This is a genomic window from uncultured Erythrobacter sp. (assembly GCF_947502395.1).
In the GTDB taxonomy this organism is placed as follows: Bacteria; Pseudomonadota; Alphaproteobacteria; order Sphingomonadales; family Sphingomonadaceae; genus Erythrobacter.
This window is the reverse complement of sequence record NZ_CANMZM010000001.1, coordinates 699,858-713,693: the sequence shown is the minus strand read 5'-3', so window position 1 is coordinate 713,693 and position 13,836 is coordinate 699,858. Positions and strand designations below refer to the sequence as shown.

Annotated in this window: 16 protein-coding genes; 6 read left to right on the top strand and 10 right to left on the bottom strand. The window is 56.2% G+C overall.

Going from position 1 to position 13,836, the window contains the following annotated elements:
• Positions 1-100: 100 nt before the first annotated feature.
• Complete coding sequence (locus tag Q0778_RS03385; protein ID WP_298333987.1) at positions 101-1,405, bottom strand: cyclopropane-fatty-acyl-phospholipid synthase family protein; 1,305 nt, start codon at positions 1,403-1,405, stop codon at positions 101-103.
• A 100-nt stretch (positions 1,406-1,505) separates the two neighbouring features.
• On the opposite strand from Q0778_RS03385, the gene Q0778_RS03380 reads away from it, so the two are divergent.
• Positions 1,506-1,943 (top strand): DUF1801 domain-containing protein, encoded by a 438-nt coding sequence (locus Q0778_RS03380; protein ID WP_298304354.1) that lies wholly within the window; start codon positions 1,506-1,508, stop codon positions 1,941-1,943.
• Between the two features lie 20 nt (positions 1,944-1,963).
• On the opposite strand, the gene Q0778_RS03375 is transcribed toward Q0778_RS03380, so the two are convergent.
• Positions 1,964-2,719, bottom strand: coding sequence for an SDR family oxidoreductase (locus Q0778_RS03375; RefSeq protein WP_298334864.1), 756 nt, complete (start codon positions 2,717-2,719; stop codon positions 1,964-1,966).
• Between the two features lie 67 nt (positions 2,720-2,786).
• Between Q0778_RS03375 and Q0778_RS03370 the strand changes: the two genes are divergently transcribed.
• Entirely contained in the window at positions 2,787-3,647 is an 861-nt protein-coding gene (locus tag Q0778_RS03370) for a PhzF family phenazine biosynthesis protein (RefSeq protein WP_298333985.1), read from the top strand.
• 43 nt (positions 3,648-3,690) lie between these two features.
• Here Q0778_RS03370 and Q0778_RS03365 read toward each other — a convergent pair whose 3' ends face one another.
• The 3 genes from Q0778_RS03365 to Q0778_RS03355 all read right to left on the bottom strand — a co-directional run bounded on the left by Q0778_RS03365 (position 3,691) and on the right by Q0778_RS03355 (position 5,565).
• On the bottom strand, positions 3,691-4,149 hold the full coding sequence (locus tag Q0778_RS03365) for a glycine zipper 2TM domain-containing protein (protein WP_298333983.1): 459 nt from the start codon (positions 4,147-4,149) through the stop codon (positions 3,691-3,693).
• Between the two features lie 157 nt (positions 4,150-4,306).
• Positions 4,307-4,957 carry an MOSC domain-containing protein gene (locus tag Q0778_RS03360; RefSeq protein ID WP_298304361.1) on the bottom strand — a complete coding sequence of 217 codons (651 nt, stop codon included), beginning with the start codon at positions 4,955-4,957 and terminating at the stop codon, positions 4,307-4,309.
• Positions 4,958-4,965: 8 nt separating this feature from the next.
• Complete coding sequence (locus Q0778_RS03355; protein ID WP_298333981.1) at positions 4,966-5,565, bottom strand: class I SAM-dependent methyltransferase; 600 nt, start codon at positions 5,563-5,565, stop codon at positions 4,966-4,968.
• Between Q0778_RS03355 and Q0778_RS03350 the strand changes: the two genes are divergently transcribed.
• Positions 5,555-6,031 (top strand): hypothetical protein, encoded by a 477-nt coding sequence (locus Q0778_RS03350; protein WP_298333979.1) that lies wholly within the window; start codon positions 5,555-5,557, stop codon positions 6,029-6,031. The two genes, Q0778_RS03355 and Q0778_RS03350, sit on opposite strands and share 11 nt — an antisense overlap.
• 311 nt (positions 6,032-6,342) lie before the next feature.
• On the opposite strand, the gene Q0778_RS03345 is transcribed toward Q0778_RS03350, so the two are convergent.
• The 5 genes from Q0778_RS03345 to Q0778_RS03325 form a co-directional block, all read right to left on the bottom strand.
• On the bottom strand, positions 6,343-7,248 hold the full coding sequence (locus Q0778_RS03345) for an acyl-CoA thioester hydrolase/BAAT C-terminal domain-containing protein (RefSeq protein ID WP_298333977.1): 906 nt from the start codon (positions 7,246-7,248) through the stop codon (positions 6,343-6,345).
• Positions 7,249-7,350: 102 nt separating this feature from the next.
• Entirely contained in the window at positions 7,351-8,592 is a 1,242-nt protein-coding gene (gene rlmN, locus Q0778_RS03340; RefSeq protein ID WP_298333976.1) for a 23S rRNA (adenine(2503)-C(2))-methyltransferase RlmN, read from the bottom strand.
• 36 nt (positions 8,593-8,628) lie between these two features.
• Positions 8,629-9,111, bottom strand: a complete 483-nt coding sequence (locus tag Q0778_RS03335; RefSeq protein ID WP_298333974.1) for an invasion associated locus B family protein — start codon at positions 9,109-9,111, stop codon at positions 8,629-8,631.
• Complete coding sequence (locus tag Q0778_RS03330) at positions 9,104-9,586, bottom strand: GreA/GreB family elongation factor (RefSeq protein WP_298333972.1); 483 nt, start codon at positions 9,584-9,586, stop codon at positions 9,104-9,106. The genes Q0778_RS03335 and Q0778_RS03330 overlap by 8 nt, the downstream gene beginning before the upstream one ends.
• Entirely contained in the window at positions 9,586-11,562 is a 1,977-nt protein-coding gene (locus Q0778_RS03325; RefSeq protein ID WP_298333970.1) for a lytic transglycosylase domain-containing protein, read from the bottom strand. The genes Q0778_RS03330 and Q0778_RS03325 overlap by 1 nt, the downstream gene beginning before the upstream one ends.
• Positions 11,563-11,657: 95 nt before the next feature.
• Here Q0778_RS03325 and dapA point away from each other — a divergent pair, with 95 nt between their 5' ends.
• The 3 genes from dapA (at position 11,658) to Q0778_RS03310 (ending at position 13,790) form a co-directional block, all read left to right on the top strand.
• Positions 11,658-12,539, top strand: a complete 882-nt coding sequence (gene dapA / locus Q0778_RS03320) for a 4-hydroxy-tetrahydrodipicolinate synthase (protein ID WP_298333968.1) — start codon at positions 11,658-11,660, stop codon at positions 12,537-12,539.
• Between the two features lie 9 nt (positions 12,540-12,548).
• A complete protein-coding gene (gene smpB, locus Q0778_RS03315; RefSeq protein ID WP_298304382.1) occupies positions 12,549-13,031 on the top strand; it encodes an SsrA-binding protein SmpB in 483 nt (160 codons plus the stop codon).
• A 267-nt stretch (positions 13,032-13,298) separates the two neighbouring features.
• Positions 13,299-13,790, top strand: coding sequence for a DUF2062 domain-containing protein (locus Q0778_RS03310; protein WP_298333967.1), 492 nt, complete (start codon positions 13,299-13,301; stop codon positions 13,788-13,790).
• The last annotated feature ends 46 nt before the right edge of the window (positions 13,791-13,836 follow it).

Here is a 13,836-nt window from a genome sequence, read left to right as displayed (position 1 = left end):
GTCCTCTTTCGGCTGCCAAAGAGCCTCGATTGTCGTGCAACGATGTGAATTGGGGCGCAAGCCGTGTCGGATCAGTGACCCGCAGCCTGCGACGGGTGCGTCATTCGGCCGCCTCTTTAAGAGCGGGATCAAACCGCCAGCTTGGAATGTCTGCAATTTCGCGAAGGCGCGCGCTTTCATGCATCATATAGTCGCGCGTCATGGGGATCGCGTTGCGGTCCTTCACATATTGCAACTGCCAATTGACCATCCCGCCATTGCGGAAAGACTGCTCAGCCCCGGCAAGATAGAATAACCACATGCGATAGAAGACCTCGTCATACATCTCTGTGATCTCCTCACGATGCATGACGGTGCGGTTGTACCATTCCTCAAGCGTATGGCTGTAATGGAAACGCATGGCTTCGACATCCATCACCTGCCAGCCAAACTTCTCACTCTGCGTGACAAGCTCGGACAGGGCGGGGATATATCCGCCGGGGAAGATGTATTTGCGCGTCCACGCGTCAGTCCGGCCCGGAGGACCTGCGCGCCCGCAGCAATGCGAGATCATCACGCCGTCATCTTTGAGAAGCTTGTTCGTGTGTTCAAAAAACTGCGGGTAGTGAATCGCGCCCACATGCTCGAGCAAACCCACGCTCGAAATACGATCAAACTGACCTTCGACATCGCGGTAATCGAGCAGCTCAAACTTGACCTTGTCAGCAACGCCTGCCGCCTCAGCGCGCTCGTTACAGAACTTGATCTGATCGGGCGCAAGAGCAACGCCGAGCACTTCAACACCGTACATCTCGTGCAGGTAGAGACCAAATCCGCCCCAGCCACACCCGATGTCGAGCACGCGCATACCCTCGGCCTTGCCGGGCTCGAGATAAAGCTTGGAAGCCAGGTGCGCCTTTTTGTCCATCTGCGCCTGCTCGAGCGAGGTCTGCGTCGGGTCCTCCTCTCGGTAATAGGCCATGGTGTATTGGCGATCTTCATCGAGGAAGCGCTCGTACAGCTCGCGCGTCAGATTGTAGGTGTGCTCGGCGTTCTTGCGGGCAGACGCCTTCAGATTGATCCCATCGACAGCTGAGGCGACCTTTTCGGCGGCCTTCTTGAGCAGACCTTGCTCTTGAATAGCACTGTCACCGATGCGCTTGGAATTGGCCGTCACAAATAGCAGCAGATCGCGAATATCGTGCGGCTCTTCGACCACAAGCCAGCCCCACATGAACGCTTCGCCAGCGCCCATTTGTGGATAGCGCGCAATGTGATTGGCGGCTTTCTTATGCGTCAGGCGGATTTTGAGCGGGGCCTCACCGCTCGCCTCATTGCCGTAGTCATAGGTCTTTCCGTTGTGATCGGTAACGCTCAGCCGGCCTTCGCGGATGACTTTGCCAAGAAATTTGTCGAGCAGCCACATATTTTAAGTGCGTCCCTTCTGAGGTTTCGAGATGACCGTTTGGCGTGCCATGTGATAGCGTGTCAATCATAGATCCTGAGATGCATGGGGAGGGAATGCGATGTCGGAAAACAAGACCAAGCCAACACAGGTGTCAGTCGAGGATTTTATTGAGGCTGTGGAACCCGCCGCCAAGCGTGAAGATGCCAAAGTGCTCGACGCCCTTTTTCGCAAAGTGACAGGTGAAGAACCGCAGATGTGGGGTCCGTCGATTATCGGCTATGGCAGCTATCACTACAAATATGAAAGCGGGCGTGAGGGTGATATGTGTCGTTCGGGTTTTTCTCCCCGCAAGGCCAAACATTCGCTCTATTTGATGGGTGGATATTGCGACGACATCACCGCCAAAAAGCGTGAGGCATTCTTAAAGCGGCTTGGCAAGCATAAGACGGGTGCATCGTGCCTTTACGTTAACAAGCTCGCCGATATTGACCTTCAGGTGCTGGAGGAGATGATCGCGACCGATTGGGAGACCATGAACCGGATCTATCCCGAATAGATTGAGGGCGGCGGTCTTCCTTATTCACCTTCTCGCGCCAGATAGATCACATCGCGCGGTTGGGAGAGCAGATGCTGACCGCTATCGATGAAGAGGGTTGAACCGCTTTTGAGCGCTCCCGTGCTAAGGAACAGGGCAGCGTCAACAATCTCTTCCACCCTTGTCTTGCGCCCAAGCAAGTTCATGCGGTGCGAAGTTTCGGTCTCACCCTCAGTCTGGTCGTGGCTTGCCAAAATGGCGCCCGGTGCGATGCCGTAGATGCGGGCCTTTTCGCCTGCTTCCATCGCGAACATATCAATTGTCGCGGCGAGCGCGTGTTTCGACATAGTGTAGCTAAAGAAGTCGGGATTGGGGTTCTCGACCTTCATATCGGTGACTTGGATCGCACACAGGGGCTCCTCTCCTATGGCGTGAGCGAGAAAGGCCTGAGCCATCAATGCCGGTGTCAGCGCATTGACCTGCATAGCCTGCCTGTTTTTCCCCGGGTCGATTTGCGCAGCATTGTCATACTGAAAAACCGAGGCTGAATTCACTAGGCAGCGAAAGCTTGGCAAGCGCTTGGTCAGATCCTCGATCAATCGCTTGGCTGCTTGATTATCGCTCAAATCGCAAGAAACTACCTCAGCAGACGGAAGCGAGTGAGCGAGTGCATCTGCCTCTTCATGTGAGGTGAGGTGGTGGATCACCACATGCCAACCTGCACCAGCAAAGCCCTTAGCGATCTCGGCACCAATGCGCGTTGCGCTTCCAGTGATCAGGACGGCTGGCTTAATCATTTCTTCCATGGAGCAGAATTTTCCCATCTTGCCTAGCGGTGGCGACTTGCACAGATGAATTCAGCTAATGTGGAATAGGACAGCGAAGATGCCAACCTGCGATCTTGTCGATGTATTTTGTGACGGTCCACTTTCGGGCAATCCACTGGGAGTGGTCCATGGCGGCGATAATCTGACGACCGAGGAGATGCAGGCGCTCACAAACTGGCTTGGCTTTTCCGAGACGACTTTCCTGTTTCCACCCAGCGATCCGGATGCAGATTACCGAGTGCGGATCTTTTATCCTGGTGGCGAATTGCCCTTTGCGGGTCATCCGACCTTGGGTTCGTGCCATTCATGGCTTGCCGCTGGCGGAATGCCGGCGAGCGAGGACAAAGTGGTGCAGGAATGCGGCATTGGGCTGGTTGAGATTCGTCAGGATGGCGACACGCTCGCATTTAGAGCACCCGAACTTCTCACGTATGAACCTCTCACCGATCAGGAACGTGCCGCTGCGATTGCATTTACAGGGATTGATGAAGGCGCGCTGGTTGAGGCGGTCCATGTTGTTAATGGTCCCAAGTGGCAATTGCTTCGGCTCAAGACCGCTGGGGATGTCCTGGCGGCACAGCCGACCTCCAAGGCACCACTCGGCACCGATATTGGGCTTGCTGGACCATATGAAACTGGGTTTGAGCGTGACTGGGAATTGCGTGCTTTCTTTGCCGATTCCCACGAGCGCTTCTCTGAAGACCCTGTGACTGGCAGCTTCAATGCCGGTGTTGCCATCCATTTGTTCAAACAAGGATTGGTGAAAGGTTTCTATGTGGCCGGACAAGGCCGCAAGATCGGAGCAAATGGCTTGGTCATGTGCGCGCAGGACGAAAGCGGCGCTGTCTGGATTGGCGGCAAAAGTAAGATCGTAAGTAAGCAGGGGGCACTCGATTGAGCGAGCGCCCCCTGAATTGCCTACCTAGTCTGATGTGGCCGGATCAACGGCAGCGAACGTCGCCGCGATCAAGTTCCCGGCCAATCACGGCGCCCAACGCTCCGCCAAGAAGGGTACCCACTGTCCGATCTCCCCGCGTGTCAATCGTGCGGCCCAGGAGAGCGCCTACACCTGCTCCAATCACCAGGCCGGTGGTGCCATTGTCGCGCTTGCAATAATAGCGGCCATCGCGACCTCTCCAGATCTGATTACGATGACGAATGCGGCGCGGCTCCCGATAACGTCCGCGGCGGTCATAGATGCGGTCGTCATAATGACCACGCCCGCGTCGATAATGGCGATCATCATCGTCGTCGAATTGTACAAGCATGTTCATATCTAACATCGGGGAGGGCGCGATCGGGCCTGCGATATCGGAGATCGGCGCAAACTCGGCAGCCTGCGCAGGGGCGCTCAATGCTGCAAGTGATCCGGTGGCGGCAATCAAAGCAACGGTCTTCATGGGCAATTCCTTTCCTAGCCCCCTCATGGGCGTGGAAACAGAATTCGTTCAGTTTGAAGCAACCTCAGGTGAACAGCTCGTTGGACTTTGTGTCAGAGAGACGAAGTGATGGATTGGAGGGATGTGTTGATTGTAAGGGACGTGTCCGGAGGTCTGCTCAGTCAAGCCTCGATGCGGCGCGGGCGCGCTCTTTGACGGAAAGGCCTTCCAGGGCGGCAAGCTCGAAATAGTCTTCGGATGTGCCCTTTCCGGCGTGGAGGGCGAATGACGTGCGCGCAATGGTCCAAGTTTCATGGCCCGTTTCGACCCGCTCCAGAACATCGCCTGCTGTGGCCTCGCCAACCTCCAGCACGCGGAAATACCAGCCACAACGCGCGGTCTTGACGATTTTCGCGACCATGCCCTTAGAGTTGCAGTGCTGGGAAAATCGATGCTCGATCTTCCAACAGGGTTTGCGCGGCTGGCTTACTTCCAAGAGGGCAGTGCCTATCTGGAATCGATCCCCAATATGGACATCATTCTCGGTCAGATCATTAACGGCAAGGTTTGATCCAAACGCGCCGGGTTCGTTGAGCAGGCCAATATCGCCGATCTGCTCACGCCAGAAGTGATGATGAGCCAAAGGATAGAGGTGCACAGCCATATCCGGACCGCCGTGGTTTTTCCGGTCAGCTTGTTCATCGGGTGCAAGTCCATCTTCGAGGAACTGCACCAAGCCTTTTCGAGGACGTTTCACAAAGGCGCTGAGCTCTGCGCCGTTGAACGGGCGGGTTGTCCCTGTGCAGATCGCTTCGAGTGTGCGTTTCATTCGGAAAATCAAGCCTTCCTAACCGTGAGCGCGATCCAATCGCGCTGTGTTCCATCGCTGCCTTTGCCAGCGAAGATGTTCTTATCAACGCATGCAAACCCTGCTGCGCTATAGGTTTCCAGCAACCAATCGGGCGAGGGAAAATTGTGCAATCGGCCCAACAAGTCGCGGCCTTCCCTATCGCCCAGTTTGAAGCTCGCGTAGTGATAGCCCCCCGGCTTAAGTGCACGGTGAATGCGGTTAAGGACATCCGGAAGTTGAGCGCGGGGGCAATGCAAAAGGCAGGCGTGGGCCCAAACCGCATCATATTCGGCCTCAGTTTCCAGCTCATCGAATTGCATAAGTCTAGCGCCCACGCCGTGACGCTCGTTGGCTTTTTTTACCATCGCCGGAATCCCGTCGGTCGCATCAAGGTCAAAGCCGCGCTCTAGGATGCGGGCGGAATCGCGGCCAGGCCCGCATCCCAACTCCAATATGCGTCCACCGGTATCGAGCTGGTCCAGAAAGCCGTCCAAATGACGGCTTGGTCCGGCTGCTGAATTGAGCGAAAAGAAAGGCGCTCCGGACTGGTAGAAGTCATAAGTGGCAGGATCGATTGTGCGGCTCACGCTTCTCTCTCCATTCGAAAGAGCTCTGCGTTTATCTGCCCAATGCGAATTGCACAAAGTAAAAGCCCGGCGCTTTGCAGCGCCGGGCTTCGTTGCGATGGCAGGGTCTTTAGCCGTCCAGGTGGAAGGCTTTATCCTTCTTCTTTTCGACAAGCTTGCCTTTGCCATCGTGATGATCGTGGTGGCCATGCTTGGCATGATCATCGTGGTGGAGTTTCTTATCATGATGGAACTTGTCCCGGTGAAGGGAGTGGCGATTGTGATGCACGCGATCATCATGGTGGAATTTGTCATGGTGGTGGAAGCGTTTCACATCGTGCTTAAAGTGTTTTTTGCTTCCGATGAAACCACGGTGGCGCGAAAATCCGCGATGTCTGCCGAACCCGCCGCGTCTGCTACCACGAAAACCACGACGGAAGCCGCGCCGACCACGGAAGTTTTCGGCATTTTCAACAATTGGAGTTGAACTATCGACGAATACATTGGTAGAAGCTGAATATGATTGTGGTGCTGGTGTAGCATCTACTGCGGCTATAGCTGGAGTTCCAAATACTACGGCTGCAGAAGCGGCGATAAGTAGTAAAGTTTTTTTCATGACAAATCCTCTTGTGTTGGTTTCTTCATTAACGTCACGATGAGGAGTTCGCCAAGAGGATGGAGAGTGTTACAAAAGTGAGTTGCAAAAAACGCAATGAGTGTTCGTTTGCCACGCTCTGAGGTGCAGAATTCTCGCTAAACCTCGGCATTCACAAGAGTTTGGCCGGTAGCGGGCCGGTTTCATTGCTTCAAATTCTCAGCAAAAAAGGCGAGCGTCGCAGGCCAGATAACACGCTGCGCAGCGGTATCAGCAGCCGCGCGTTGGTCGCTCGGAGCACCAGTTCCGGAAAGCGCGTGACCCGCATCAGTGAAGACAAGACTTACTGTGGGAAGGCCAGCTTCCGCCCGACGCTCGGCAATATTTTGCGCCATCTCACCTGAATTCCAAGCCAGATCGGCATCACCGCCCGCGACCAGCACTGGTTCATCTATGGCCTCTACTGCGATCCGCGCAGCGACCGCCTGCTCAGGATTGGTAGTGCGCCCCTTGTCATGCGGCAGGCGAAGGCGTGGACGGCCATTGGGGCCCGTCGGGTTGGTAAACTCTTCAGTCATGCCTTGATATTGCACGAAGGGAAGAGCCTCACCTCTCCAGCTGAAAGAGCTTGGGCGTGATCCGTCAGCTGTCCCCCATCCTTCCCACACCACATCGGTGGGAACGATGGCGGCAATGGCAGCGAAGCCTTCGATCTTCGAGCCGGCAAGCAGCGCGTACTCGGCCCCTTTAGAGATGCCATAAATGCCGATACTGTCGGCGCGGATGTCGCCGCGCGCAGAGAGCCAGACCTTTGCGACCTCGGCCGAATCTACGGGAATTTCTGCAACCGCCCGGGGGAGGCCGGGGAGTTGCGGCGGCTGATCGCCCCAAGCGGGTGAGTAGTAGGGTAGGCCAAGTACCGCGTATCCCTCGGCAAGGAATTGCGGTGCTTTTCGGCGCGCGCTGCTGTCTCCGCCTTCACTGCCACCCAGAACGATGATGGCAGGGAAAGGGCCATCGCCCTCTGGCTTCATGAAAAAGGCACCTCGCAGATCTTTGCCGACCGCGATTTCAGCAATTACCGGAGTGTCGGTTTCCTCCGCGGCCACAGGTGCGAGACATGTGAGACTGAGGACAATTGGCAGTCATGGCAATCTCTCCAAATCAGTCCCGCTCAGTGAAACTATGCGGCGAGGCCTTGATTGGATGAGCTATGCTTGCTGAGCGGCTGCGGCTTCCCGGTCCCTTTCGGCGCGGCTCTTCTTTTCAGCCGCCGTTTTCAATTGACCGCACGCTGCATCAATATCGCGTCCCCGTGGTGTCCTCACCGGCGCGCTAATGCCGCCTTCGAACACGATGTCCGAAAACGCTTTAATCCGTTCGGGAGTTGAACACTCATACTCGGCGCCCGGCCACGGATTAAACGGGATGAGATTGACTTTCGCGGGTAGATTGAACTCTTTGAGTAGACGGACCAGTTCGCGCGCGTCCTCATCACTATCATTCTTGTCCTTGAGCATCACATATTCAAACGTGATGCGCCGCGCGTTGGAGGCTCCAGGATAATCGGCGCACGCCTGAAGCAGATCCTCAATCCCGTATTTCTTATTGAGCGGTACAATCTCGTCGCGCACATCCTTGGTCACAGCGTGCAGCGAGACCGCGAGATTGACCCCGATCTCTTCACCACAGCGCTCCATCGCCGGAATAACGCCGCTGGTGGAAAGCGTGATGCGCCGCTTTGACAGCGCAAGCCCATCGCCGTCCATCACCAGCTTCAATGCATCGCGCACATGGTCAAAATTGTAGAGCGGTTCGCCCATGCCCATCATCACAATATTGGTGAGAAGGCGACCATCAGCGGTGTAGTGGCCTGCATCCTCGGCATCGTCGAGCCCGTCCATTACCCCCTTGGGCCATTCAGCCAGAGCATCGCGAGCCAGCATCACCTGACTCACAATCTCACCCGGAGTAAGGTTGCGCACCAGACGCATGGTGCCCGTGTGGCAGAATGTGCAGTTGAGCGTACAACCCACTTGGCTCGAGACGCACAAAGTTCCCCGGTCTGCATCAGGAATAAAGACCATCTCAAAATCGTGGCCGTCATCGGTTTGGAGCAGCCATTTGCGCGTGCCGTCGGAGCTGTGCTGCGCCTCAACCACGTTGGGCCGACCAATCACAAAGCGTTCCGCGAGCCACGGCCGCATGGTCTTGGCGATATCGGTCATCGCCTCAAAGTCGGTAACACCGCGGTGATAGAGCCAGTGAAACACTTGCTTGGACCGCAGCTTGGCCTGGCGCGCGTCGAGGCCTGCCTCAGCAAAGAGCTCGCGGATGCGAGGGCGGGGCAGACCAATTAGGTCAATACGACCATCCTCGCGCGGCGTGATGTCACGCGCAACGGGAACCGGGTCTACTTGCCCGGGTATCGTCATGAGGGTCGTATCTGCCATGGTCGGTCGGGCATATAGGACTGCACGCGTGGTTTGTCAGCCTCTACTTGCGCATCCTACAACTGCTGCATCCATGGCGGTGGCAGCTCCAGACAGGCTATAGCGATCTGAAAAGCGAGCGCCATTGCTGCCGCGTGCACTTACGGTCATTCTGGTCGCTGAACGCATGGCCGCGACAATGGCAGCATCCATAGTGTTGTCCGCTGCCCAGGCATTGCGGCCATTGATCACCAGATCAAATCTCTGATCGCCGATATTGAGTGTGGCAGAGACTTCCTCCCCAACATCACGCGAGAGGTGGATGTGGAGTTGTCCTCGAACCCCCGTGTCTGGCCATGTGGCAACACTCGCAAAGGGGTCTGTGTCAGAGCTTCGCGTTGGTTTGGCAATCGCATAGCAGCGCGATGGATTGTCATCACGAAATGCCGCCCAATCGGAATAAACTCCAAGGCTGTCACGCGCTGATGCAGGGGCGGAAAGGGCCAGCAACCCCAAGATAAGAAGCGCGCGATTAGTCATATCTAACCGCCATCACTTCCCATTCTTTTAGGCCCCCGGGAAGCTTCACGATACGGCAATCCCCAATTGAAGCACCTTTGAGAGCCTTCGCGATGGGGGAGGACCAGCCTATACGCCCTTCGCTTGCATTCTGTTCGTCATCACCGACGACTTGGACCGCCATTCGCTCATCGTTCTCATCGGCGAGCTCAACCGTCGCCCCGAAAAAGACGCGTGTCTTATCCGGTTGGTCAGCAGGATTGACTACGCGGCATCTCTTCATTCGACGCGAGAGATAGCCAAGCTCTCGGTCAATCTCACGCATGCGCTTGCGACCATAGAGATAGTCACCATTCTCGCTGCGGTCGCCATTGCCAGCCGCCCAGCTGACGATCTCAACGATCTCTGGGCGCTCTTTCCCAAGCAAATGATCATAACGCGCTTTGAGCGCCGCCATCCCTTGCGGGGTGATCGGTGGACCCTGCGGCGCAGACATTAGGGAAGGAAGGTGTCGACCGTGCGAAGTCGCCCGGCTTGCTGCGGATACATATGCGAATAGCTCACCGCATTGCCGATCACGCGCATCACATAATAGCGTGTCTCGAAATTGGCGGGGATTTTCTCGATCCACTCAACCCAATCGATTGAGCCATTGCGTGGGTCTCCGTTGAGTCGGATCCACTGTCTCACCCGCCCTGGGCCGGCGTTGTAAGAGGCAATCGCAAGCGGATAGGCTCCGCCATAAAGGTCCATGCGACGGGCGAAGTGCGCATCACCCAGAGTAATATTGTAGAGCGGGTCTTCAGTAAGGTTCGCGCTCAAATACTGGATACCAAGGATACCCGCTTCCTCGCGTGCTGTGCTGCGCAAAAGCTGCATCATGCCGATCGCGTTGGCATGGCTGCGCCGAGTTCGGTCAAACTCGCTCTCCTGCCGGGCGATGGCGTGGACCATGGTCCAATCGTTGACGCGTGGCGTCGGCACAACCGGGAAACCTGCCCGCTCGACACCTTGAATGCCGCTTGCGCCCGCTTCCATGCCGAGAACGACGGCCATTTCCGGAAGGCCTACTTGCGCTGCAAGCTGGCTAAGCATGGCGACGTCTTCCGGAGTTTGAGCGCTGGCACCGATGGCCTGGAAGAAACGCCGCTCGGTCTGCCATCTGACGCGATTGCTGGCTATGGACCGAATTGCTTTTACAAGCGGGCGCTCTTCAAATTCAGCGCGGGCATTCGGATCAATCTGGACTTGAGGGATTTCCGCGAAATTGGGCATGGCGCGGCCCAGCGCACCGATTGCCAATTGGCCATAATAATAGTGCGGATATTGCGCCGCTTTCTCAAAGTAACGCTGAGCATCCTCGGTGAGCCCGGCTTGGCGTGCAGCTCGGCCTGCCCAGAAATAGCCTTTAGATTTGGTCAGAGGCGTGCGCGCGGCATCGCCATATCGCAGAAACAGCGGAGCTGCGGATGCGCCATCACGAAGACGCCAAAGTGCATTTGTTCCTCCCATCCACATCAAATCGGTATACCGATCACGCAGACGAAAGGAGCCTTTGGAAATGTCGGTTCCCGGCTCGAAAAGATCGTCAATCTTGCTCGCGATGCGAACAGTGTCAGAGGCGTTCGCCGCTTTGGCGGCCGTCAACATGACGCCGACAAGTCCCTCGGGATCGAAAGCGGGCGATCCAAATTTCGGGCGGCTTTCCAGCAGATTGATAGCGCTTCCGGTCTCACTGCGTGCCAGGAAATATCGCGCGAGGTTGTACGTATACCCTGCATCGCTCAGTGCATTAGTTGGTGTCGCAAGCCCGGCTGCCTGCGGTGTCGATCCCCGGATCAAGGCAAGGCGTGCTAAAGCCATTTCGCGCTTGCTTGAAGAAACGTTGACCATTTGCCGCTCTGCAGCTTCGGCATCGCCTTGCCAAAGCAACGCGTCCATCCGTGCCGCGTGATCCTCAGCTGTGAAGCGGGAACCAAAGAGGCCAATCAAATAGGCTTCAGTTGGTCCGGACATAGTCCCGCCGCGCCAAGCTTCGCGCGCAACATTGAATGCATCGGCACGCTGTGCTCCGGCAAGCGTGAGGGCATAGCGTGCGCGACCAGCATTGGTCAGCGGTGGGTGGGCATCAAAGAAACTCAGAATATCGGAGCGTGATGGAGCCTCTTCATCAAGACGTTCCTCAGCCTTGATGCGAATAACCTCCATCCTCGGAAAGTCAGGATAGGCGAGCGCGAAGCCTGCGTAGTTTGAGAAAGTGTATTCGCCATCGCCTTGCAAGCGTTCCCATCGGGTAATGGCTGCGCCCGCAAATTGCGGTTGGCCTGCGACCATATTTCCGCGTTGATTGGCGGCGCTCATCTGGGCGGAAGACGGTGTCGAAAGCGCTCCAATCGAGCAAGCGGCAACAGCTGCCAAGGCACCGACTATAGCAGGGGGTAATGTAAGCAAATTTCTGACCATGCTGGACATAATGCCGATGGGCTCCTTAGTAGGCGCTGAACGAGAAGGTGGTTGACGCCCCTTCAACCAATTTCACATTTATTGTTCAATACAGGAAGATTACAATGTTCAGCGGCTCCATTCCCGCTCTAGCGACTCCTTTTCGCGACGGATCGTTTGACGAAAGCGCCTTTCGCAAACTTGTTGATTGGCAAATCGAAAACGGGAGCTCTGCATTGGTCCCGTGCGGGACGACGGGTGAGGCATCCACTCTCTCAAATGCAGAACACCATCGGGTTATTGAGGTTTGCATCGAACAGGCTGCGGGGCGGGTGCCCGTGATTGCCGGTTGTGGATCAAATGATACGCGCAACGCAGCCTTGCATATGAATTTTGCCAAAAAGGCAGGCGCAGCGGCCGGGCTTTGTGTCGCCCCGTATTACAACCGGCCAGGTCAGGGGGGACTGATGGCGCATTTCGGCTATCTCGCGGAAACCTGCGATCTGCCAATTGTGCTCTACAATGTACCTTCGCGCACGGTTACTGACCTTGAGGATGAGACGGTTGTGGCGCTCGTCAATAAGTATCCAGACCAAATCGTCGCGATCAAAGATGCGAGTGGAGACCTTAGCCGAGTTGCGGATCACCGGATGGGCATTGGCCGTGAGTTTTGTCAGTTGTCAGGCAATGATGAGCTTTGGCTCCCACACAATGCCGCCGGGGGAAGAGGCGCGATATCAGTCACTGCCAATGTCGCACCGGCCTTGTGTGCGGAGTTTCAAGAGGCGATCAACAACAATGAGTTGAAGCGCGCGCGTGAACTCAATGATCGGCTGTTCCCGCTGCACTATGCGATGTTCTCTGATGCTTCTCCTGCGCCGGTAAAGTACGCGCTGAGCCGGGTGCAGGAGTGGTTTTCGCCCAGCGTTCGTTTGCCGATCGTCGAAGCATCAGCGGAATCGCGCAAGGCAGTCGATGCCGCACTCGAACATGCGGGTTTGGTGTAAGAGATAGTCATGGCACGGCCCAAACCTGAGACTTTCGATAAAGTGAAAACTGTCGCGGAAAATCGCCGCGCGCGGTACGATTATCACATTGAGGACAAATTTGAGGCCGGCCTTGCTCTGCAAGGGACCGAGGTGAAGGCACTGCGCGCAGGGCAGGCAACGATCGCAGAAAGCTATGCCGAGGTCCGGGATGGGGAGGTCTGGTTGGTGAACGCCAATATCCCCGAATACAGCCATGGCAACCGCCTCAACCATGAACCCAAACGGCCTCGCAAGCTGCTGCTCAATGGGCGTGAGATCAATAAGCTGTTCGGTGCGGTCGAGCGGAAAGGCATGACGCTGGTTCCGTTGTCCATCTATTTCAACCGCACGGGACGAGCGAAGGTGGAGCTGGCGCTGGCAAAAGGCAAACAGGCCCATGACAAGAGGGCTAGCATCAAGGATCGCGATTGGAAGCGCGACAAAGCGCGCCTTATGCGAGAGGGATCCTAGCCCAAACGTGATCGGCTGATTCCCAAAAACGCGGTAATTTTATCATTAATCCAGTTCACCCATTGGTCAGACAATGGGTGCTACCCATATGCCAACGATGATGGTGTGCTTTCCTCTTTGCAGTTTGAGTTTCGACGTGCCATTGGGCGCACAAGAAAGGCAGGCTGTTTAGTGGGCTCGCATCCGCAATCTTCTCCTGGTTTCCTGCCGAACCCATGGGCATGGGTTACGCACCGTCTTGGCCGATCGATGCCTAGCCGTGAGGAGATGGCTAAGAATAAATATCTCGCTCCCATCGCACACCGTTTTCTCAATCCAGAGCTATGGCGCTTTACTCGGCGTTCAGTCCCTCGGGGAGTAGCACTGGGCCTATTTGCGGCATTCATTATTCCTGTCGGACAAATCTTTCTTGCTGCATTTTTGGCATTGCCCGCGCGTGCCAATGTCCCGCTTGCTGCTGCCGTGACTTTTGTAACCAATCCATTCACGATCGCCTTTTGGGCGGTCGTCGCAAACCGGGTCGGCAACTTTATTCTGCGCATCGATCAAGCCGCCGCTGACATGGTGATGTCTCAGGCCAACAACACTTGGTGGGTGTATATCGTCGATGCCTTTCAGGTGGCAGGAGTCACGGTTGTCGGCTTTTTTGTGCTTGCCGTGATGACCTCCGCAGTAGGCTATCTCGCGGCCAGCTGGATCTGGCGCTTCATTGTGGGACGAAAGGTTGCACGCAAGCGGGCAAAACGCTCGAATCAGTAGGGGTGAACCCTCGACCCTGACCGATTGCCGATTTAGTATTCGCAGG